The organism is Rhodanobacter sp. Col0626 (genome assembly GCF_049994385.1).
Taxonomy (GTDB): domain Bacteria; phylum Pseudomonadota; class Gammaproteobacteria; order Xanthomonadales; family Rhodanobacteraceae; genus Rhodanobacter.
The window spans coordinates 3,002,170-3,023,568 of record NZ_CP188260.1; the positions used below are offsets into that span (position 1 = coordinate 3,002,170).

Here is a 21,399-nt window from a genome sequence, read left to right on the forward strand (position 1 = left end):
TTCGCCCGCGAGGAGCCACACGTGCGCAAGACCCTGCAAACTGCCCTGCTGACGACCTTCGTGTTGTTCGCCGCACCCGCGTTCGCGGCAACACACAAACCGGCGGCAGCATCGGAAGCGACCAGCGATAACGGCTTCCACTTGCCGCCGTTTCCGGATGATGCGCACGTGGCGCAATCGACGACGGTGGACGGTCGCACGATCAAGTACACCGCCACGGTGGGTTCGTTGCCGGTGCGCGACGAAAAGGGCAATGTCACCGGCGAAGTGGTGTTCACCGCTTACACCGTGGCCGGCAAGAATCGGCCGGTCACGTTCGCGGTCAATGGCGGTCCGGGCGCCTCGTCGGTTTATCTGAACCTCGGTGCGATCGGCCCCAAGAAGGTGAACTTCGGCGTCGAGGGCGACAACCCGTCCGACCCGGCCACGCTGCACGACAACCCCGGCACCTGGCTGGGCTTCACCGACCTGGTCTTCATCGACCCGGTCGGTACCGGCTTCAGCCGCGCGCTGGTCGACGACAAGGAAGCGACCAAACAGTTCTACAGCACCGACAACGACATCAAATACCTGTCGCGCATCGTCTACGACTGGCTGCTCAAGAACGGTCGCATGACTTCACGCAAGTATCTGGTCGGCGAGAGCTACGGCGGCTTCCGCGGCCCGCGCATCACCGACTACCTGCAAACCCAGCTCGGCGTGGCGATGAACGGCGTGGTGCTGCTGTCGCCCTATCTCGATCCGGCCGCGTCGGACGACGAGAATGTGTCGCCCCTGCCGTGGATGCAGACGCTGCCCTCGATCGCTGCCGCGCACCTGGAACGCGAGCACAAGCTCAGCGCGGCGGCGATGGCACCGATCATCGAGTACACCCGTGGCGAATACGCCAGCGACCTGATGCGCGGCCGCGCCGATCCGCAAGCCACCGATCGGGTCGTGAAGAAAGTCACCGAACTGACGGGGCTCGATCCCCTGTTTGTGAAGCGCTCCGGCGGCCGCCTGGAAACCCAGGCCTACCTGCGCGAGGTGTACCGCGCCGAAGGCCGGCTGGGCAGCCGCTACGATTCGAATGTCACCGCATGGGACCCGTTCCCGTACGCGCCGCACCAGCAGACGGGCGACCCGATCCTCAACGGCATCGTCGCGCCGACCACCAGCGCCATGGTCAACTTTGTCACTCGAACCGTGGGATGGAAATACGACGGCCGCTACAACGCGCTGAGCTATGACGTGGGCAGGCTCTGGCATGAGGACGACGACGCCCGCGAGGGCTCGGTGTCGCAGCTGCGAGAGGCGGTGGCGAACGACCCCGGACTGCGCGTACTGATCGCGCACGGCTGGGATGACCTCTCCTGTCCGTTCATGGCGTCTGTGCTGATCGTCGACCAGATGCCGGCGATGGGCGACCCGACCCGCGTACAGGTGAAGGAATATCCCGGCGGCCACATGTTCTACGCGCGACCCGACAGCCAGGCCGCGCTGACCGCGGACGTGCGTGCGCTGTACGGCGTCAAATAGTCACGATCGATGTGGCTGAAGGTTGCAGGACGGCATCATCCGCCGCCCTGCGCGCCACCGAGCGAACTGGCTCAGCGCGCGACGGTGCTGGCGCGTACCAGGTACTGCACGCTGAACATCTCCTGCGGATCGGTCCACACGCGCAACACCGCGAGTCCGGCCCTGGCGGCCAGTGCGGCGAAGTCCTCCAGCGAATACTTGCAGCTGTACTCGACCTGGATGGCTTCATCGGTACGGAACGGCACGCTGGCCCGGCCAATCTTTACCAGTTGCTCATGCCGGCTGACGATGTGCGTCTCGATGCGCCCGGCCATCGGGTTGTAATGCGCCCGGTGAGCAAATCCCGACAGGTCGAAATCGCTGCCGATCTCACGATTCAGCCGCGTCAGCATGTTCAGGGTGAACTCGGCGGTGACACCGGCGCGGTCGTTGTAGGCCGCCTCGATCACCGCAGAATCCTTTTTCAGATCGACCCCGATCAGGATGCCGCCGGCATCGCCCATTTCGTTGCGCATCTTGCGCAGCAGCACCGCTGCCTCGCGGTTCTCGAAATTGCCGATGGTCGAACCGGGGAAATACAGCACCGTGCGTCGCGGCGCACGCGGGGGAATCGGCAACCGCAACGGCTTGCAGAAATCCGCGCACAACGGCTGCAGTGGCAGTCCCGGAAACTCGCCGGACAACCGTTGCACACTTTGCCTCAGCGGCTCGGCCGAAATCTCCACCGGAACGTAGGCGACCGGCGCATGCAGGTGCTCCAGCAACATGCGGGTCTTGCGCGCGTTGCCACTACCGTATTCGACCACCCGCACATCGCTGCCAAGCGTATCGGCGATGCTCGCCGCGTGCTCTTCCATCAGCGCCGTCTCGCAACGGGTCAGGTAGTACTCCGGCTGCTCGCAGATCTGCTCAAACAGGGCCGAGCCACGTTCGTCGTAGAACAGCCACGACGGCAACCGCTTGGGCTTGGCGCCGAGGCCGCGCTGGGCAACCTCCAGTAAATCGTTGATCGGTGGGCGACGATCGTCGTCGCTGATGCCGAACGGTTGCACACTGCTCATCGGTCCTGTCCCAATCGTAGCCCCGCGAACTGCCAGCGGGCCTGGGGTGGAAAAAAATTGCGGTAGCTGGCGCGAACATGATCACGCGGGGTCACGCAGGAACCGCCACGCAACACCCACTGACCGCACATGAATTTGCCGTTGTATTCGCCCAGCGAACCAGGCAACGGGCGAAAGCCCGGATAACTGATATAGGGCGATGCCGTCCATTCCCAAGCGTCGCCGTACAACTGCAACCGATCTGCGTCGCCACTGGCGGCACATGGATGGAAGCGCTGGTCGTCCTGGAAGTTGCCATCGACCTCGACACCGTGGGCCGCCGACTCCCATTCGGCCTCGGTCGGCAGCCGCGCACCGGCCCAGCGGGCAAACGCCTCGGCTTCGTAGTAACTGAGATGGCACACCGGTTCATGCGGGTCGAGCTCCCGCGTGCCGGCAAGGGTGAATTCGCTGGCCAGGTCGTCGTGCCAGTAGATCGGGTGTTGCCAGCCTTCGCGCTGTACCGTGGCCCAGCCGTCGGACAGCCACAGGCCCGGTTCGCGATAGCCGCCCTCGCGCACGAAGGCGAGGTATTCCGCATTGCTTACCAGCCGGTTGGCCAGCGCATGCGGCTGCAGCAGGGTGCGATGACGCGGGGTTTCGTTGTCGAACGCGAAACCTTCTCCGCGATGACCGATCTCGACAATGCCGTCGCGGCCTTCCACGAAACGCAGCGGAACGGTTTTCCTGGCCACCGACGCCTCAATGGATGCGCGATAGGCGGGTTGCAGCGGATTGCTCCAGAACGCGTGCTTGATGTCGGTCAGCAACAATTCCTGATGCTGCTGCTCGTGCTGCAGGCCCAGTTCGACCAGTACCGCCAGCTCGGCATCGTCATCGCGGCCGAGCAGTGCGCCGACGGCGTCGTCGATGTAGTTCCGGTATCCACGCACCTCGTCCAGCGATGGGCGCGAGAGCAGCCCACGCTGTGGCCGCGCATGCATCGGCCCAACCGACTGGTAATAGGAATTGAACAGGTAATGCCAGGCCGGATCGCGCGGTCGATACGAAGGATCGCGCCCCAACACGAACTGTTCGAAGAACCAGCTGGTATGCGCAAGATGCCACTTGCCAGGGCTGGCATCGGGCATCGACTGCAGCAGCAGGTCTTCCGCGCTCAAGCCGTCGCACAGCCCGATCGTCCGTTGCCGCACCTGCCGGAATCGCGCCGCCATATCCACGGTCGCGGAGGTCTGCCAGATCGTCATTACCCGCATCTCCGCGAAGTCGCAGTGAAGAAAGTCCCGCGGCGTGGGGCGGTGAAAGACATGCCCGCCAGCATGCCGTGTCACTCGTTCAGATCTTGTGATCTGGAGATGGCAGATGCTTTGCAATGGCCTGGCTTGCGTCGGTACTGGCGGCATGCCCTGCTACGTGCTTGAATCGCCGCATGCCCATTGTCCGAACAGATGAGGTAAGGCCCATGAAAACGTTCGCGCCCATCCTGTCGTTTGCCCTCGCCGTTGCTGCCAGCACTGTGCAGGCCGCTGGAACACCGCCACCACGCACACCGCTGTTATCGGCAGACTGCATCAAGACGAGCCAGATCAATGACTGGCGCATCGTCAGTGCGCGTACAGCGATCGTGCGCACCGGCCCGAAGCGCTATCTGGTGACGCTGCAAAACGATTGCCCTCAACTGAGTCATCCACCGGGCCTGATTTTCCGCAGCAGCCAGTCCGGCATCAACGAGGGGCGCATCTGTGGATCCATCGGCGAAACCGTGCGCTCGCGCCATCAACCGGCCTGTGCGATCGAGTCGGTCAGCCTGATCGACAAGGCACGTTTCGAGCAACTGACCGAGGATGCCAAACATTACCGGTCAAGCAACACGCCCGCCCACTGAGTCCGCGATACTGAAATAGAAAAAGCCCGGCCATGGCCGGGCTTTTCCGTTGACGCAAATGCGATGAATCAGTCGCCGTAGCCGTCGTCGCGGATATAGCGGGTCTCGTACGGGTCGTCATACACCACCGTGCGGGTTTCCACCACGCGACGCTGCACCACCGGCGGGCCATCTTCATAGATCACCGTACGCGGCGGGCCGTAAGCGTAGGCCGGCGAGTTGTAATAAACCGGCGCCGGACGTACGGCGTTGCTCACCAGGCCGAGTACCGCACCCGTGACGATCGCGCCAGCGATCCATCGACCGCCGCTCCAGTGCCCGCCACCATGACCGTGATAACCACCGTGGTAGCCACCGTAACCGCCGTGGTAACCGTGGCCACCCCAGCCGCGTGCCGATGCGCTCAAGGGCATCGCCACCGCTGCCGCAACCGCCAAGCCGAGCACGGCCAGCTTGCCTGCACCACTGAAACCTGAACTATTGAGGCGTCGCGTCATGAGTTTTCTCCGTTGTACGGGTGAATGCTCGGCTTTTCGCGCTTAATGTGAACTGAAGCGTTTACTTTTTGATGCGGGCCGTATCCCATGGATTAATCCCAGGGTCAGCCTTGCGCCGGCGCAACAGCCAGCAACCGTGGATGTCGGCGCGGCGGGCGAAGTCGAACGGGATGCTGGGGGCGGTCCAGTCCTCGATGTCGAAGCGCTGTTCGAGCTCGGCGCGATCCAGCTTGAAGCGGCGGAAATTGTTGGAAAATACGATCACGCCGTCGCGGGTCAGTCGCTCGTTGCAGGCATCGAGCAGCTTGACGTGGTCGCGCTGCACGTCGAAGTCGTCCGCCCGCTTGGAGTTGGAGAACGTGGGCGGGTCGACGAAGATCAAGCCGTAATGACCGCGATCGCGTTGCAGGAATTCCAGTGCATCGAACTGCATCAGTCGATGACTGGCACCGCTGAAACCGTTCAGCGCCAGATTGCGCGAGGCCCATTCCAGATAGGTCGCCGACAAGTCGACGCTGGTGGTTTCCAGCGCACCACCGGCGGCCGCATGCACACTGGCGGTGGCGGTATAGGCGAACAGGTTGAGGAAGCAGCGGCCTTGGGCCAGCTCACGTACCTTCGCGCGCACCAGCCGGTGATCGAGGAACAGGCCGGTGTCGAGATAATCGGTGAGGTTGACCAGGAACTTCAGGCCGTCCTCTTCCACTTCGATGAACTCGTTGCGCTGATCCAGCTGGCCGTACTTGGAGCCGCCCTTGCCACGCTCGCGGGTCTTCAGCGCGATGCGCTCGCGTGGCACGCCAAGCACTTCACCCGCCACGCGGGCAATCTCGCGCATGCGCAGCCGCGCCACGTCGGCTGGCACATCCGCCGGAGCGCGGTATTCCTGGATATGCAGGTGCTCGTCACCATGCGTGTCGCCATAGACGTCGATCGCCGCGGCGTATTCCGGCAGATCCTGATCGTAGGCGCGCCAGCAGTGGATGGCTTCTCGGGTCAACCGTTTGCGCAGGTGCTTGACGTTCTTTTCCAGCCGATTCTTCAGCATCTGCGCGCCGGCCGACAGCGGCTTCGGCTCGCGCGGCTTCTCGTCGCGGCGCTTCAGGTCGAACGTCAGCAGCACGGTTTCCAGCGCACCGTTGTACAGCGCATAGCGCTTGTCCGCGTGCAGTTGCATGGCCCGGCCCAATTCCACGTCACCAGCCAGCACGGCGGCGCGCCAGCCACTGAAACGCGCGCGCAAGGTGTCGCCCACCGTGCGGTACAGCTTCGGCATCTCGGCGCGATCACCGAGCCGTTCGCCATACGGCGGGTTGGTGATGACCAGGCCGTAGTCGATCCCCGGCGGTGGCGCCGCATGGCTCACGTCCTGCTTGTCCAATGTGAAGAAACCGGCCACACCGGCTTCCTGCGCGTTGCGTTTGGCCGTCTGCACCATGCGCGGATCGGCATCGCTACCGAAGAACACGCTGCGCAAACTGCGCAGGCCGGTTTCGGCGCGTTGCCTGGCTTCATCCAGCAGACCGCGCCATAACGCGATGTCGTGCTGCTGCCAGCCGAGGAAACCGAAATACTCGCGGCGCAGGCCTGGTGCCACATCGCCCGCCATCAATGCGCCTTCGATCAGCAGCGTGCCGGATCCGCACATCGGATCGAGCAGCGCGCCACCGGCGGCATACACCTCCGGCCAGCGTGCGCGCAGCAGCATCGCGGCGGCGAGATTTTCCTTGAGCGGCGCTTCGCCCTGTACTTCGCGCCAACCACGGCGGTGCAACGGCGAACCGGCCAGGTCCAGCGACAGCGTGGCCCGGTCGCGGCGCAGGCGCACGTTGATGCGGATGTCCGGCTCGTCGGTGTCGATGCCCGGCCGGTTGCCGTCGCGCTGGCGAAATTGATCGACCACCGCATCCTTCACGCGCAGGCCGATGAACTGGCTGTGGGTGAGTTTGCTCATCGCGGTGCCCGCATCCACCGCAAAGGTGGCGTGTGCAGCCAGGTGTCCACTCCAGTCGATGTCTTGCACACCGCGATACAGTGCGTCGTCGTCCGGCGCATCGAACTCGGCCAGCGGCAACAGGATGCGGCTGGCCAGTCGCGACCACAGGCAGGCCTTGTAGGCCGTTTGCAGCGTGCCGGAGAAATGTGCGCCCGCCAGCGCCTCGCGCACGTCGGTGGCGCCGATCGCGATCAGTTCGTCGCGCAGCAGGTATTCCAGTCCTTTCGGGCAGGTGGCGAAATAATGATTCATGCGGCGACCGCCAGCTGTTCCAGCATCAGCCGACACTGGGCGACGATGGCATCCATGCTGGAGCCCAGTCGGTGATCATCATCCACGACGAGAAGCGGCAGCCGACGCTGGGCCGCGAACGCCTGCAGGCCGGCAAGCGGGCAGACAGCGTCGCGCCAACCGTGGATCAGCATGGTGGGTACCTCGGGGCGCACGTCGAATGGCCGCGCGTAACCAGGAATTTCGCTGGGCGTGGCCAGCAACAGCAAACCCGAAACAGGCACGTCCAGCGAAACCAGCCCGGACACGAACGCGCCCATACTGGAGCCGATCAGCAGCGGTGGTGTGTCCAGCGCCTCGACCGTGGCGCGCAACCGGGCGATCCGTGGCGCCACTGAGCCGGCGTGGCCGCGCGCGTCATCGCTGCGGTAATCCGGCCGCTGCGTGCGCCAGCCCAGCGATTCGGCCAGCGCGGCCAGCGCGCTGACCTTGGTGGCATCCGGACTGGAATCCGAACCGTGCGAAAGAATGATCTGGCCGCGCATGGCGGTCTCCATGAAAACTGCTGACAGCAAGGCCCGCATGGTAACAGGCGGCGTTTCCGCGCGGCCTTGCGCATGCGAAACTGCCTGCATGAGCCTGACCATCCACGAGCAACCGCTGCCTTACGTCGACCTGCTGACCCAGCGCGAGGCGGGTACGGTCGAACTGGTGGTGATCCACTGCACCGAGCTGCCTGATCTGGCGATGGCGCGCGAATACGGCGAAAGGGTGGTGCATGCCAGCGGCGCGGGGAACAGCGGCCATTACTACGTCGATCGCGATGGGGCTGTTTACCGCTACGTGCCCGGCGACCGCGTGGCGCACCATGTACGCGGCCATAACCCGAACTCGATCGGCATCGAGCTGGTGAATCAGGGGCGGTATCCGCATTGGTGGGACTCGCGACACCAGCAGATGACCGAGCCGTACCGGGACGCCCAGATCCACGCGCTGGGTGCCCTGCTGGCACAGTTGCGCCGCGACTTCCCCAACCTGCGCCATATCGCCGGCCATGAGGAACTGGATGTCGCGATGATGCCAGCCAGCGACGACCCTGCCCGGGAAGTCCACCGCAAACTCGACCCCGGGCCGATGTTTCCGTGGGCCGACGTGGTCGACGACTGCGGGCTGGTGCGGCTCATGGATCCGGACCGGCGCGCCCTATAATCGTCGTTTCGCCGCCATCTCGAGTCCTAGTCCATGCCACCCAACCATGTCACCGAACTGGTCGAACTGTTGCAGCTCGAACGGCTGGAGGACAACCTCTTCCGTGGCCAGAGTCGCGATATCGGCACGCGCTTCGTATTCGGCGGCCAAGTGCTGGGCCAGGCGCTGGCGGCGGCGCAGCAGACGGTTGATCCGGTGCGCGAGGCACATTCGCTGCACGCCTATTTCCTGCGCGCCGGCGACATCGACGCGCCGATCGTGTACAGCGTGGAGCATGCCCGCGACGGCGGCTCGTTTTCGTCGCGACGGGTGCTGGCGATCCAGCACGGGCAACCGATCCTGAATGGCTCGATCTCGTTCCAGGTGCCGGAAAGCGGCGTGGAGCACCAGACCTCGATGCCCGAGGTACCGGCACCGGAAGACATCGAACCGCTGCATCCGCTGCCGCCGGACGAATTGGCGCGCCTGCCGGTGAAGCTGCAACGCTGGCTCGGCATCGACGGCCCGTTCGAGTTCCGCCAGGTATGGCCGCGCGACGAACTGCATCCGGTCAAGCGCCCGCCAATCCAGCACATCTGGTTCAAGCTGACCTCGCCAATCAACGATTCGGCCATCCTGCACCGCTCGCTGCTGGCGTACGCCTCGGACTTTCACCTCATCGGCACCGCCACGCTGCCGCACGGCATCTCGTACATGACCCACAACGTGCAGATGGCCAGCCTCGATCACGCGCTGTGGTTCCATCGTCCGTTCCGCGTCGACGAATGGCTGCTGTATTCCTTCGACAGCCCCACGGCGCAGGGCGGCCGCGGACTGGCACGCGGACAGATCTTCAGCCGCGACGGTCGACTCGTGGCGTCCACCGCACAGGAAGGATTGATCCGCGTTCGCCGCGACTGATCGCGTAAACTGCACGCATGCGCCAGATCTATACATCCCCCCGCCAGGAAAACATCGATACCGTGGTCGCGCTGATGGCCGAGCATGGCATCGAGACGACCGTGGTCAATCGGTCCAACTACAACCGCCCGACCTGGCAGCGCTTCAGTTACACGGAACAGCGGGACGACCGTAGCAGTTGGCCGCAGGTATGGGCCAGCAACGCCGATGACTACACCCAGGCGCGTGCGCTGCTGCGCGAGATCGGCATCGAGCCGGTCATTCGCCATGCCGAGGAACTGGCCGCCGAGCGCAATCCCACGCCGGCCATGCGGCGCGACCATACGGTGGCCCGCGTACGCCGCATCGTGTTGCTGGCGGTCCTTGCGGCACTGGCCGTGGTGATGCTGCGCTACATGCACGTGATCTGACCGTCGATGGTGTGAAACCATCGCGCGGGCATAGAATCAGGCCATGCGCCGTTCCGACCAAGTCCGTCTGTTCCAGACCTTGCCCCACGCGTGCGGCTACTACGCCGAACGCACGGCGCAGAACCTGGTGCTGGATCCCGCCGCACCGCAACTCGACCAGCTCTACGGGCCGGCACTGGAACGGGGTTTCCGCCGTGCCGGCGGGCATCTGTATTTTCCGCACTGTCCGCAATGTCGCGCCTGCACGCCGTGCCGCATCGACGTGGCGAACTTCGAGCCGGATCGCGCGCAGCGGCGCTGCCTGAAACGCAACGCGGATCTCGTCGTCAGCGAGTCGATTCCCGGCTACAACCGCGAGCGCCACGCGCTGTACCAGCGCTACCTGCACAGCCGCCACGCCGGCGGCGGCATGGACGACGCCGAGGCCAGCGACTTCCGCCGCTTCCTCACCGCGCCGTGGAGTCCCACGCTGTTCATGGAACTTCGCCAGGGCGATCGCCTGCTCGCGGTGGCGGTCACCGACGTCTGCAGCAACGGCATTTCGGCCGTCTATACCTTCTTCGATCCCGATGAAACCGCGCGGAGCCTCGGTACCTGCGCGATCCTGCAGCAGGTGGCGCTGGCCCGCCGTCGCGGCATGCCGTGGCTGTACCTCGGCTTCTGGATCGATGGCCATCCGAAGATGGATTACAAGCGGCGCTTCAAGCCCTTGCAGGTACGCACGGCCGAAGGTTGGCAGCCTTTGCCCTAGCGGCGCGAATCCTCAATCCGGCGATCAGGCATCGACCGCGCGATCCGCCGTCTGCGGATACGGGAACAATTTTTCAAGCGGCATCGAGAGGCCGTCGTCCCCCACTACGCGGCAATGGCTGCGATTGAGCTGGCGCGGTTCGCTGACTCCGCAGCTGTGCGCGATGATGCCAACTTCGTGCATCACGTTTTGTGCGTAGTGGAAGACCCGCTCGCTCTTGTCGGTGACCACCAGCCCGCGCTGCAGTTTCGGGTTCTGCGTGGTGATGCCGGTGGGACAGGTGTTGCGGTTGCATTGCAGCGACTGGATGCATCCGAGCGCCAGCATGAAACCACGCGCCGAGTTGACGAAGTCCGCGCCGATCGACAACGCCCAAGCCACGTCGTAAGCCGTGATGCACTTGCCCGAACAGATCACCTTGATGCGTTCACGCAGACCCTTGACGATCAGCATGTCGAGCAGGGCCGGCAAGGCCTCATGCAGCGGCAGGCCGACGCCTTCCATCAAGGTCTGTGGCGCCGCTCCGGTGCCACCCTCGGAGCCATCGACGATAATGAAATCCGGCGCGCTTTCGATGCCGCGCTTCCACACTTCGTCGCACAACTCGCCGATCCACTCCACACCACCGAGTACCGCCTTGAAGCCGACCGGCTTGCCGGTCAGTTCGCGGATGTGCTGGACGCTGTCCATCAGTTGCGAGACGTTGCCGATGTCGAGATGCCGGTTCGGACTTTGCGAATCCTCGCCGACCGGAATGCCGCGGATCGCGGCGATTTCCGCAGTGACCTTGGCCCCCGGCAGCAGGCCGCCCATGCCCGGCTTGGCGCCCTGGCCAAGCTTGATGCTGACCATCTTCACCTGTCGGTGCGCACAGATCGCCAGCAGCTTGTCGTCGTCGAGCTTGCCGTCCGGCGTGCGCACGCCGTATTTCGCGGTACCGATCTCGAAGATGATGTCGCAGCCGCCCTCGAGGTGATACGGCGTCAGGCCACCTTCACCGGTGTCCATCCAGATGCCGGCCTTGGCCGCGCCACGCGACAGCGCGCGCACGGCAGGCGCCGACAGCGCACCAAAACTCATCGCCGAGATATTGAAGAACGCCGCATGACTGTAAGGCTCGCGCGCGTACGGACCCATCGTCACCGGTACCGGATCGACATGATCCGTGCCGAGGTCGGGAAACGGCGCATTGACGAAGAACGGGACGCCTTCGGCGCGCAGGTCGCGGCTGGAGCCGAACGCGTTGGTGTTGTCGACATTTTTCGCGGCGCGGTAGACCCAGGTGCGCTCGGCGCGATTGAACGGCATCTCCTCGCGGTCGCTGGAATACAGGTACTGGCGAAAGAACTCACCGAGATGAAGGAACCAGTAGCGAAAATGGCCGATGATCGGAAAATTGCGCAGCACCGCATTGCCGGTCTGGTTGCGGTCGACCACCCACGTCGCCAGCAACACCACCACGAACAGCGCCAGCAGCAGCAGAAACAGCGCGGCGAAGGTCTCTACCAAAACGATCAGCCAATGCGCAAAACCCGTCGATTCCATCGTCATTTCCCTTGTGTTTTCATCACCGCTGCAGCGACCAAGCCTATCGCATCGGGCACTGGTCGATGCCGCAGCTCACAGCTCGGCGCGCAATTTTCCCGCCGCACGCACGGCCTTGCCGATCGCCGCCTCCAGCGAATCGGCACGTGCCAGCGTCACCGCCATGCGCCGGCGCCCTTTGACTTCGGGTTTGCCGAAAATACGCAATTGGGTATCCGCTTCGGCCAGCGCCTCGGCCACACCGTGATAGCGCGGACCGGCGCCTTCGCCCTCCACCAGCACCGCGCACGACGCCGCCGGTCCGTACTGGTGGATCACCGGAATCGGCAGACCGAGGATCGCCCGCACATGTAATGCAAACTCGGAGAATTCCTGCGAGATCAGCGTGACCAAACCGGTGTCGTGCGGTCGTGGACTGACCTCGGAAAAAATCACCGCGTCGCCCTTCACGAAAAACTCCACGCCGAACACGCCCCAGCCGCCCAGCGCCTGGGTGATCGCCGCTGCCTGGCGCTGGGCTTCGGCCAGCGCGATGTCGCTCATCGGTTGCGGCTGCCATGACTCGCGGTAATCACCATCCTCCTGGCGATGGCCGATCGGCGCGCAAAAACTCACACCGTTCGTGTGGCGCACGGTGAGCATGGTGATCTCGTAGTCGAAATCGACAAAACCCTCGACGATCACCCGACCCCTGCCGGCACGGCCGCCGGACTGCGCGTAATCCCACGCATGCTGCAACGCATCCGCGTCCCTCACCACGCTCTGGCCCTTGCCCGACGAACTCATCACCGGCTTGATCACGAACGGATAGCCGATCGCCGCGACCGCTTCGCGATACTGCGCTTCGTCGTTGCAAAAACGATACGGCGAGGTCGGCAACTGCAATTCCTCGGCGGCCAGTTTGCGGATGCCCTCGCGGTCCATCGTCAACCACGTGGCACGGGCGGTCGGTACGACCCGCTGTCCTTCCTTCTCCAGCTCGATCAGCGTCGCCGTGTGGATCGCCTCGATCTCCGGCACCACCAGGTCGGGCTTTTCCTGCTCGATCACCGCACGCAGCGCGGCGCCATCCAGCATGTCGACCACATGGCTGCGATGGGCGACCTGCATCGCCGGCGCGTTGGCATAGCGATCTACCGCGATCACTTCCACCGCGTAGCGCTGCAACTCGATCGCCACTTCCTTGCCCAGTTCGCCGGCGCCCAGCAGCAGGACACGCAAAGCGTGCTCGGAATGGGGCGTGCCGAATGGCTTCATCGTGTTCTCCGCGGCGGTCAAAACGACATTGTATGCGGCCCGAAGCGGTGTCCGGACCGGCCATGTCGTCTACGCGAGCTCGCCCTTGCATATGATATCAATTTGATATCTAATTATCCCACTACAGGAGACACCTCAATGAACGAACGCAATGGCTTTTCCGTCGCCGGCATTCCTTTCGCCGTGCTGTGCATCGCGCTGGCTGCGATCGGTGTGGCGATGATGTTTTCGGCGATCCATTCGCAACCCGATACGCCCGCGTTGTTTCCCATGCTGTCCGGCATCGTGTTGCTGGTGATCGACGGTTTCCTGCTGAAGGGTTTCTTCCAGGTCGCACCCAACGAAGGTCAGGTGCTGCAACTATTCGGCAAATACGCGGGCACCGTGCGTACGGAGGGCTTGCGCTGGACCAATCCGTTCTACACCAAGCGGAGCATTTCGCTGCGCGTGCGCAATTTCGAGAGCGGCAAGCTGAAGGTCAACGACAACGACGGCAATCCGATCGAGATCGGTGCGGTGGTCGTCTGGCAGGTGCTGGATACGGCCGAGGCGGTGTTCTGCGTGGACGATTACGAAAACTACGTGCATATCCAAAGCGAATCGGCGCTGCGGCAGATGGCGCAGAGCTATCCGTACGACGCGCACGACGATGACAAGCCTTCGCTGCGCAGCCATGGCGAGGTGATCAATTCGCACCTGCGCGACGAGATCCAGACGCGCCTGGGCAAGGCCGGCGTGCAGGTGGTCGAGGCACGCATCAGCCATCTTGCCTATGCCCAGGAGATCGCCCAGGCGATGCTGCAGCGGCAGCAGGCCGGCGCGATCATCGCCGCCCGCACGAAGATCGTCGAGGGCGCGGTAAGCATGGTCGAGATGGCGTTGGACCAGCTCAGCAAGCGTGGCGTGGTGGAGCTCGACGAAGAACGCAAGGCGGCGATGGTCAGCAACCTGCTGGTGGTGCTGTGCGGCGAACGCGGCACTCAGCCGGTGTTGAATACCGGCACGTTGTACTGACGCGTCGCGATGGCTGTCGAGAAAAAAGCCTACCCGTTGCGTATCAGCGCAACCGTGCTCGACGCGATGCAGCGCTGGTCGGATGACGAGCTGCGCAGCGTCAACGCCCAGATCGAATACGTGCTGCGCGAGGCGCTGCGCAAGTCCGGCCGGCTGAAGCCGGGCAAGATCGAACCCGCTCTCGATGATGACGACCGCTGAGATCGGCACGGGAGCAAAAAAATGTACTCCACGTGGGGATACAAGGTGGTCTTGCTGAAGCAGCATGATGGGACGCCGAGCCCAGCCCACGGCGGCATTCCATCGTGAGGGCCCTTTGGGTGTTCGCTCAGCGGCTGTTGACGGCCACCGCCTGCAACACCGGCAGCTTCAGCACGCGCATCTTCGCGTGCTGTCCGCCCGTCACGAACACCCACGATCCCTGCTGCGCGATCGACTGCACAGCCGGCAGTCCGTCGTCCGTACCCAGACGTTCCAGCGGACGACCGTCATTGGCGTCATAGACGACGAGTTCGCGGGTCGCCGGGTCAACCACCAGCAACCAGTCATGGCTCGCGTCCTGCCAGTGCACCAGCTGGCTGGTCGGCGCAGCCTCGGTCGTGCCATCGGGAGCAGGCGACCACGACCACAGCAGGCCTAGCGACAACAGGCCAAGCAAGGCGATGCCCGGCCAGCGCAGGATGCGGAAGAAGTGGCTGGATGACCATGCCACATGGGGTCGATGCCGAAGGGCGATCTGCGTGTTCATGCGAACACGATGGCGCCCGGTCATGACCAGGGGATGACGCTCGAAAGAACTATTCGTTACGCGAACACAACGTCCATCCGAGCGCCAGCCAACCCACGACGAAGGCGAGCCCGCCAAACGGCGTGATCACGCCACACCAGCGTGGCGCACCCAGTGCCAGCGCGTACAGGCTGCCGCTGAACAGCACGATGCCCATGGCGAATGCAACGATTGCCACACGCTGGCTGCGGCCGCGCCCCAACCCCACGGCGAGCGCCAGGGCGAGCGCATGCCATACGTGATAGTTCACGGCGGTGTGCCACACCTCGCGGCCCTGGACGCCCAGGGTATCGTGCAGTGCGTGCGCACCGAACGCCCCGAGCAATACCGCGCTGGCGCCAGCCAGTCCGACCAGCAGGGCGGCGGATGCATGGACAGTTTGTCGCATCGTGCCGGAATTCCCTGCCTCACGGACCCGGCGATGCAGCCGGTGTCGTATGCTTGAATGGATGATGTTCCCGGATTCTCGCATGAAGCCACGCCACTGTTTGCGCCCTGCCCTGTTGCTGTTACTGCTCGCCGTCGGCCTGTTGCTCGGCGGCTGCCAGCGCAGCGAACCGCTGCCATTGCGGCTGACCAACATCAGCGGACACATGCCGGACCTCGATTTCAAGCTCACGGATGACAACGGCAAGGCGGTCACTGGCGCGGATTACCGCGGCAAGGTGGTATTGCTGTACTTCGGCTACACGCACTGTCCCGACGTCTGCCCGCTCACGCTGGCGCACCTGCATGTGGTGATGCAGCGGCTCGGCCCGCTGGCCGACGGTGCACGCATCCTGTTCGTCAGCGTCGATCCGGCGCGTGACACGCCGGCCGTGATGCACGCCTATGTCAACGCGTTCGATGCGCACGCCGTGGGCCTGGTGGGCAGCGCACACGCCGTCGAGGCCTTGAGCAAGCGCTACCGTTCCGCCTTTACCCGCGAGCCGAGCTCGGCCGACGGCGCCTACGAGGTCAGCCACAGCTCGGCGATCTACCTGTTCGACCGCGACGGCAAGGCGCGCGCGCTGGCCACCCCATCCGCCTCGCAGGACGATCTCGTGCACGATCTGCATTTGCTGCTGAGCACTGGAGCCACGCCATGAAGTCTTCCACGCTTTCGTTGCTGCTGGGCGGCTTGCTGCTGGCCGGCGCAGCCCATGCCACCGACGCCGATCACATCCGCACCAGCCATGCCTGGATCCGCGTGCTGCCCGGCGACCTGCCTGCCGGCGCTTACGTCACGCTGGAAAACGATGGCGACCGGCCGGTCGAGTTGCGCGGCGCCAGCAGCACGGTATACGCCGGGGTGATGCTGCATCAGAGTTCGACCGCCGGTGGCGTCAGCCGCATGAGCATGGTCGATGCGCTTGCGGTGCCTGCACACGGCAAGGCGGAGCTCGCCCCTGCCGGCTATCACCTGATGCTGACGCAACCGGACAAGCCGGTGCAGCCAGGCGATAGCGTGACCCTGACACTGAAGTTCGGTGACGGCAGCACGCAGGCCACCGATTTCATCGCTCGTCCGGCCAATGCGCTGGATGCCGGGGATGCCATGCCGGCAATGGATCACGGCGCGATGCCCGACGGTCACTGAGCCGCGGACCACTCAGTCCGACAGGGCCGCCGTGCGATGGGCCGGTTTGCGTGGCGGCTTGCGTGGCAGCCGGCCGTTGCGCGACAACCGCAGCCACTGCCGCAGTGCCATCAGCCCGCCGATCGATTCCAGCAATGCCGACGGCACCCAGATGATCACGCCACCGATCAGCTGGCCGGTCAGCACATTGAAGGTAAACGCGCGTCCGCAGATCTCGAAGATCGGATAAAGATCGGACTTGGAGAACGTGATGATCGCGCCGGCCAGAATCTGCGGCGTCATCGTGATCGCAGGCGACAGCACGCGCAGGCCGGCGGTCATCCGTCCCGGCGGATGCGGCCGATGGTCGAGCACCAGTGACCAGTAGGCGAAACCGCTGACCAGCATGCTCCAGTTCATGAAGCGATAGACGCGCCAGTCCAGCATCGCCAGCGTCTGCATGGAGGGGATCAGCCAGATCAGGATGAACCCGATGAACAGCAACGTCGCGACCGTCGGGTTCAGCAGCACACCACTGACGATCCGCCACGGCCACGAGCGACGCAGCGGTTGCAGTACTTGCACGCGCCACGCCAGCGGCATGCCGGCACGCAGCGCGCTGCCCGGAAATGCGGTGACGATCAGCAAGGGCGCCAGGTGATGCAGCAACAACTGCTGGATCCGGTGCATGAAGAACTCATGCTCGGCGTAGTAATCCAGATAGGTCTGCAACGACAGGTAAATGATCGCCATGCCGACCCAGAATGCCAGCTTGCGGTTGAAACTCACCTGCAGCCGACGGCTGCCGCGCAGATACAGCACGCAGGTCGGTACGAAGATCGCGAGGAATACCCACGAAAACTCCCACGGCACGATCCATTTCAGCAACGTAGCGATCACGATCACGGCACCAGAGAAGACGTCTACGCCGACAGGGGTCGGCGACCACCCAGCATAATGCCGCGCGCGCACGGAGTCGCCCGCCGGCGCACGCCGGGGTTGCGGCAGATTGCCGCTTTCACCGGCGTTGGCGGCTGTGCCGGGTACGCCGCCAGCCGTACAGCAGGCCGATCAGCACCACCAGCGCCGGCACCAGCACGATGTTGATGAATTTCACGCGCAGTCCGAGAGCGTCGATCTCGGCATTGAGTTGGTGCTGCACGTCGCGCAGTTCCTTGTTGATCGCCAGCTGACGCTGGCGGAACTGTTCGATCTCGCGCCGCTGCTCGGCCGTCGCCGTACCGCCGTGACTGCCCTTCACCGGCTGCAATTCATCCAGCCGGCGCCGGGTATCGGCCAACTCCTGCTCCAGTTCCTGCTCCTTCTGCAGAAATTTCTGGTCGGCCACGTTGCGCAGCGCCTGCACCCGCGTGAACGGCCGCTGCGAGGTTGAGCGGCCGCGAATCGACAATAGCGCGGAAGAACCGCTGAGGTTGTCCACCAGGTTGGTCACGAAGTCGCCGTTGTTGGCGAAGATGCGCATCGTGGTCTGGCCCAGCACCGTCTGCGGTTCGACCCATAGCCGGTCGCTGAGCAGATCGGTATCGGCCACCAGGATCACTTCGGTGTTCGGGGCGGAGCTGGCACGGTGACCCGGTTCGCCGGCACGTTCGGGAAACGCGCTGGCGAATGTCCCGCGCAGGCGCGCCGCCAGCACGTAGTGGGCGTTGTCCGTCTTGTAATCCTGCAGCAACTGGGTGGGATCATCCGCGGCATCGAGCACCCGCTGGGTCGACACCACTTCGGCTTCGGCGCTGCTCTGCAACAACGGAATCAGCCGCGTGGTGGCCTGCGCTGTCAGGTCGAAATAACCGACGGTCGAGACGTTGATGCGCTGCAAGCTGGCGGTGATCACATCGTTGCGATTGAGCTCCTGCGCGCCGAGATCGAGCATCGCCGGATGGTTGAGACTGCTGCCGGCCAGTTCGATCTGTAACGCACGCGCACGATCGAGCACGACCTTGTGCGGATCGTAGGCCACACCCCAGGCCGCGAACAGGCGCGGCAAATCCGAGCCGTGATCGGGAAACGTGGTGCTGTCCGGCGCATAGGGGGTGGTATCGAGTTCCGCATCGGGATCGACGAACACCGCCAGATGGCCGCCGTGCAACACGTATTGATCGATCGCGTACTGCGCGTCGGGCGGCAACCGCTTCGGGTGGATCAACAGCAATACCTTGATGCTTTCATCGACGTGCTGCAGCGTCGCCGGATCGAGTGTCTTCACGTCGAACAGCTGGCCGAGTTGCTGCAACGCCGTCCACGGTTGTTCGCTGAGCACCGGGTTGCCATCGACCGGCAGCGAGCTGATAACCCCGATGGGCGGCTTGCTGACCTGGTTCAATTCATACAGCAGCTTGGCGATGTCGTATTCGAGGAAGGTTTCGCGCGCCGGGTCGAAGAAGCCGATGGCCAGCGTCTTCTCCGGCACCCGATCGTCCATGGTGTCGTTGTCGGGATTGCCCGACATGGCGCTGCCGGCCAGGCCAAAAAATACCCGCTCACCGTTGCTGCCGCCATTGGCGGCGGTCAGGCCGTTGCCCTCGGCGCTGGCCTCGTCGTCTGAATAGGGCACTGGGTCGATGGTCTGCAGGCGGACCCGGCCGTGCGAGCGCGCCACGATTTCCTGCAGCATCTCGCGCACCCGCTGCTCGTAGCTGCGCAATTGCGGCAGGTCGCGGGTAGCGTGGTCGGAAAAGTACAAGGTCAACCGCAGCGGCCGCTGAAGTGAATCGACGATGTGCAACGTGCCGGGCGTCAAGGTGTACAGCTTGTCGGTGGTGAGATCGACCCGCGAGGCGTGCAGCCAGCGGCTGCTGGCCACGATCACTGGCACGAACACCAGTACCAGCAGCACCAGCGCACCGTACAGCAAGGCGCGCCGGGTCAGCCGCAACGGCTTGGAAAATATCGGATGCAGGCGCAAGCGGGGCATGGCGTCAGCGTGTCCGTTTGAGATCGAGCAGCAGCACACCGGCGAGCAGCCAGCCGATCGTGCTCAACAGGAAATACGTCAGGTCACGGATGTCCAGCACACCGCGCGCGATCGCCTCGAAGTGCCGCAGCATGGACAGGTGCGCCACGGCATTGATCAGTTTGCGCGGCAACGCACCGGAGAAGAAATCCAGCACCTGCGGTTGCCCGACCAGGATCAGCAATACGCATACCAGGGCGGTGAGGATGAAGGCCACCACCTGGCTGCGGGTCAGTGCCGACAGGCAGGCACCGATCGCGATGAAACTGCCGGCCATCAGCCAACTGCCAAGGTAACCGGTCAGGATCACGCCATTGTCCGGCGAGCCGAGATAGTTGACCGTGATCCAGATCGGGAAGGTCAATGCCAGCGCCAGTCCGATGAACAGCCACGCCGCCAGGAACTTGCCCAGCATCGCCTGCCACAGCGTCAGCGGCAGCGTCAGCAGCAGCTCCAGCGTGCCGCCCTTGGCCTCTTCCGCCCACATGCGCATGGTGATCGCCGGCACCAGGATCAGGTACAGCCACGGGTGCATCATGAAAAATGGTTGCAGGTCGGCCTGCCCGCGCTCGTAGAAGTCGCCAGCGTAGAACGTGAGGATGCTGGCCAGCACCAGGAAGATCACCAGGAACACGTACGCCACCGGCGTCACGAAATAGCTGCGCAACTCCCGCCGAAGCACGGCGTTGACCGGACTCATGCGCGACCCTCGGCGGCATGACCTTCGCTGGTGGTGATCTGGCGGAACACCTCGTCCAGCCGTCCACGTTCGAGCTGGATTTCCGATACCTCCAGTCCCTGCTCGCGCAACAGCGTCTCGACCGGCTCCAGAATGCGTTCGCCCGGCTTCGGGAACACCGTGATGCGGCCGTCCAGCGGATCGATCTCGATCGCCGCCACCTGCGGCAGACGGCCCAGCATCTCCTGCGACATCGCACTGCCCGGCGCACTGAACGACACCGCGCCGTGATAGCGCGAACGCGCCTCCAGTTCCGCCGGCGTGGCATCGGCCAGCAACCTGCCGCGGGCGATGATCACCACGCGGTTGCACAACGCGTGGACTTCTTCGAGCAGGTGGGTGGAAATCAGGATGGTGCGATCCCGTGCCATCACGTCGATCAACTGGCGTACCGCGTGTTTCTGGTTCGGATCGAGGCCGTCGGTCGGTTCGTCCAGCATCAGCACCGGCGGGTCGTGCAGGATCGCCTGGGCCAGTCCGACACGACGGCGAAGGCCCTTCGACAACGTGTCGATGCACAGCCCCAGCACCTCTTCCAGCTGCAGCTGCTGCACTACCGCCTCGAAACGCCGATAGCCCGCTTCGACCTTGAGCCCGCGCATCCGCACGATGAAGTGCAGGAACTCGCGCACCGTCAGCTCGCCGTAGCTCGGCGCACCTTCGGACAGGTAGCCCAGGGCCCGTTTCGCCTTTAACGGCTCGCGGCTGACATCGTGGCCACAGACACGGGCGGTACCGGAGGTAGGCACCAGAAATCCCGCGATCATGCGCATCGCGGTGGATTTGCCGGCGCCGTTGGGGCCTAGCAGACCAAGCACCTGTCCGGGCTCCACGCGGATGCTCAACGCATCCACGGCGGTCAGGTGGCCATAGCATCGGGTGAGCTGGTCGGTTTCGATCATGTCCAGGGGTGGCTGTGGCGGAGCACTGCGTCAAGCCGATCGACGGTCATGCGGGTGATTCTGCAATGTACCGCAACAGGTCCGCAAAGTTCGGGTCCGGCGGTGACCGTGCATGTCGCAAACAACTGTCGCCGAAAACAAAAAGGCCCTTCCAATGGAAGGGCC

At 64.2% G+C, this 21,399-nt stretch carries 23 protein-coding genes; 10 read left to right on the top strand and 13 right to left on the bottom strand.

The features are described from left to right. The first annotated feature begins 21 nt into the window (after positions 1-21). Positions 22-1,518: a S10 family peptidase gene (locus ACPPVV_RS13045; RefSeq protein WP_426700319.1), complete on the top strand. Its 1,497-nt coding sequence runs from the start codon at positions 22-24 to the stop codon at positions 1,516-1,518. A 71-nt stretch (positions 1,519-1,589) separates the two neighbouring features. On the opposite strand, the gene egtD is transcribed toward ACPPVV_RS13045, so the two are convergent. Both egtD and egtB read right to left on the bottom strand, forming a co-directional pair. Next, positions 1,590-2,579, bottom strand: a complete 990-nt coding sequence (egtD, locus tag ACPPVV_RS13050; protein WP_426700320.1) for an L-histidine N(alpha)-methyltransferase — start codon at positions 2,577-2,579, stop codon at positions 1,590-1,592. Beyond that, positions 2,576-3,826, bottom strand: coding sequence for an ergothioneine biosynthesis protein EgtB (egtB, locus tag ACPPVV_RS13055; protein WP_426700321.1), 1,251 nt, complete (start codon positions 3,824-3,826; stop codon positions 2,576-2,578). Before egtB ends, egtD begins: the two co-directional genes overlap by 4 nt. Positions 3,827-4,041: 215 nt before the next feature. Between egtB and ACPPVV_RS13060 the strand changes: the two genes are divergently transcribed. Beyond that, on the top strand, positions 4,042-4,464 hold the full coding sequence (locus ACPPVV_RS13060) for a DUF6491 family protein (protein WP_426700322.1): 423 nt from the start codon (positions 4,042-4,044) through the stop codon (positions 4,462-4,464). Between the two features lie 68 nt (positions 4,465-4,532). Here the strand turns inward: ACPPVV_RS13060 and ACPPVV_RS13065 are convergent, their stop codons facing one another. The 3 genes from ACPPVV_RS13065 to ACPPVV_RS13075 form a co-directional block, all read right to left on the bottom strand. Then, positions 4,533-4,961, bottom strand: a complete 429-nt coding sequence (locus tag ACPPVV_RS13065; protein WP_426700323.1) for a hypothetical protein — start codon at positions 4,959-4,961, stop codon at positions 4,533-4,535. A gap of 61 nt (positions 4,962-5,022) precedes the next feature. Beyond that, positions 5,023-7,209 carry a bifunctional 23S rRNA (guanine(2069)-N(7))-methyltransferase RlmK/23S rRNA (guanine(2445)-N(2))-methyltransferase RlmL gene (rlmKL, locus tag ACPPVV_RS13070; protein WP_426700324.1) on the bottom strand — a complete coding sequence of 729 codons (2,187 nt, stop codon included), beginning with the start codon at positions 7,207-7,209 and terminating at the stop codon, positions 5,023-5,025. Further along, positions 7,206-7,733, bottom strand: coding sequence for an alpha/beta hydrolase (locus ACPPVV_RS13075; RefSeq protein ID WP_426700325.1), 528 nt, complete (start codon positions 7,731-7,733; stop codon positions 7,206-7,208). Before ACPPVV_RS13075 ends, rlmKL begins: the two co-directional genes overlap by 4 nt. Before the next feature lie 88 nt (positions 7,734-7,821). On the opposite strand from ACPPVV_RS13075, the gene ACPPVV_RS13080 reads away from it, so the two are divergent. Genes ACPPVV_RS13080 through ACPPVV_RS13095 form a run of 4 tightly spaced genes read left to right on the top strand, consistent with a single transcriptional unit; the run spans position 7,822 to position 10,458 of the window. Next, positions 7,822-8,397: an N-acetylmuramoyl-L-alanine amidase gene (locus tag ACPPVV_RS13080; RefSeq protein ID WP_426700326.1), complete on the top strand. Its 576-nt coding sequence runs from the start codon at positions 7,822-7,824 to the stop codon at positions 8,395-8,397. 33 nt (positions 8,398-8,430) lie between these two features. Continuing rightward, positions 8,431-9,297: an acyl-CoA thioesterase gene (locus ACPPVV_RS13085; protein WP_426700327.1), complete on the top strand. Its 867-nt coding sequence runs from the start codon at positions 8,431-8,433 to the stop codon at positions 9,295-9,297. Positions 9,298-9,314: 17 nt separating this feature from the next. Next, a complete protein-coding gene (locus tag ACPPVV_RS13090) occupies positions 9,315-9,707 on the top strand; it encodes a hypothetical protein (RefSeq protein ID WP_426700328.1) in 393 nt (130 codons plus the stop codon). A 43-nt stretch (positions 9,708-9,750) separates the two neighbouring features. Beyond that, positions 9,751-10,458, top strand: a complete 708-nt coding sequence (locus tag ACPPVV_RS13095; protein WP_426700329.1) for an arginyltransferase — start codon at positions 9,751-9,753, stop codon at positions 10,456-10,458. 24 nt (positions 10,459-10,482) lie between these two features. On the opposite strand, the gene ACPPVV_RS13100 is transcribed toward ACPPVV_RS13095, so the two are convergent. After that, positions 10,483-12,003: an FMN-binding glutamate synthase family protein gene (locus tag ACPPVV_RS13100; RefSeq protein WP_426700330.1), complete on the bottom strand. Its 1,521-nt coding sequence runs from the start codon at positions 12,001-12,003 to the stop codon at positions 10,483-10,485. A 75-nt stretch (positions 12,004-12,078) separates the two neighbouring features. Next, a complete protein-coding gene (purT, locus tag ACPPVV_RS13105) occupies positions 12,079-13,260 on the bottom strand; it encodes a formate-dependent phosphoribosylglycinamide formyltransferase (protein WP_426700331.1) in 1,182 nt (393 codons plus the stop codon). Positions 13,261-13,398: 138 nt separating this feature from the next. Between purT and ACPPVV_RS13110 the strand changes: the two genes are divergently transcribed. Further along, complete coding sequence (locus ACPPVV_RS13110; protein WP_426700332.1) at positions 13,399-14,274, top strand: SPFH domain-containing protein; 876 nt, start codon at positions 13,399-13,401, stop codon at positions 14,272-14,274. A gap of 9 nt (positions 14,275-14,283) precedes the next feature. Then, a complete protein-coding gene (locus ACPPVV_RS13115; RefSeq protein WP_426700333.1) occupies positions 14,284-14,475 on the top strand; it encodes an Arc family DNA binding domain-containing protein in 192 nt (63 codons plus the stop codon). Positions 14,476-14,602: 127 nt separating this feature from the next. On the opposite strand, the gene ACPPVV_RS13120 is transcribed toward ACPPVV_RS13115, so the two are convergent. Continuing rightward, positions 14,603-15,022, bottom strand: coding sequence for a hypothetical protein (locus tag ACPPVV_RS13120; RefSeq protein WP_426700334.1), 420 nt, complete (start codon positions 15,020-15,022; stop codon positions 14,603-14,605). 49 nt (positions 15,023-15,071) lie between these two features. Further along, complete coding sequence (locus tag ACPPVV_RS13125) at positions 15,072-15,449, bottom strand: DUF423 domain-containing protein (protein WP_426700335.1); 378 nt, start codon at positions 15,447-15,449, stop codon at positions 15,072-15,074. A gap of 82 nt (positions 15,450-15,531) precedes the next feature. On the opposite strand from ACPPVV_RS13125, the gene ACPPVV_RS13130 reads away from it, so the two are divergent. Beyond that, a complete protein-coding gene (locus ACPPVV_RS13130) occupies positions 15,532-16,149 on the top strand; it encodes an SCO family protein (protein ID WP_426700336.1) in 618 nt (205 codons plus the stop codon). Then, on the top strand, positions 16,146-16,640 hold the full coding sequence (locus ACPPVV_RS13135; RefSeq protein WP_426700337.1) for a copper chaperone PCu(A)C: 495 nt from the start codon (positions 16,146-16,148) through the stop codon (positions 16,638-16,640). The genes ACPPVV_RS13130 and ACPPVV_RS13135 overlap by 4 nt, the downstream gene beginning before the upstream one ends. Before the next feature lie 12 nt (positions 16,641-16,652). On the opposite strand, the gene ACPPVV_RS13140 is transcribed toward ACPPVV_RS13135, so the two are convergent. The 4 genes from ACPPVV_RS13140 to ACPPVV_RS13155 form a co-directional block, all read right to left on the bottom strand. Beyond that, on the bottom strand, positions 16,653-17,519 hold the full coding sequence (locus ACPPVV_RS13140; protein ID WP_426700338.1) for a cytochrome c oxidase assembly protein: 867 nt from the start codon (positions 17,517-17,519) through the stop codon (positions 16,653-16,655). Between the two features lie 118 nt (positions 17,520-17,637). Beyond that, on the bottom strand, positions 17,638-19,554 hold the full coding sequence (locus ACPPVV_RS13145; RefSeq protein WP_426700339.1) for a Gldg family protein: 1,917 nt from the start codon (positions 19,552-19,554) through the stop codon (positions 17,638-17,640). A 4-nt stretch (positions 19,555-19,558) separates the two neighbouring features. Beyond that, positions 19,559-20,293 (bottom strand): ABC transporter permease subunit, encoded by a 735-nt coding sequence (locus ACPPVV_RS13150; protein WP_426700340.1) that lies wholly within the window; start codon positions 20,291-20,293, stop codon positions 19,559-19,561. Then, positions 20,290-21,234 carry an ABC transporter ATP-binding protein gene (locus tag ACPPVV_RS13155; protein ID WP_426700341.1) on the bottom strand — a complete coding sequence of 315 codons (945 nt, stop codon included), beginning with the start codon at positions 21,232-21,234 and terminating at the stop codon, positions 20,290-20,292. The genes ACPPVV_RS13150 and ACPPVV_RS13155 overlap by 4 nt, the downstream gene beginning before the upstream one ends. Between the last annotated feature and the right edge of the window lie 165 nt (positions 21,235-21,399).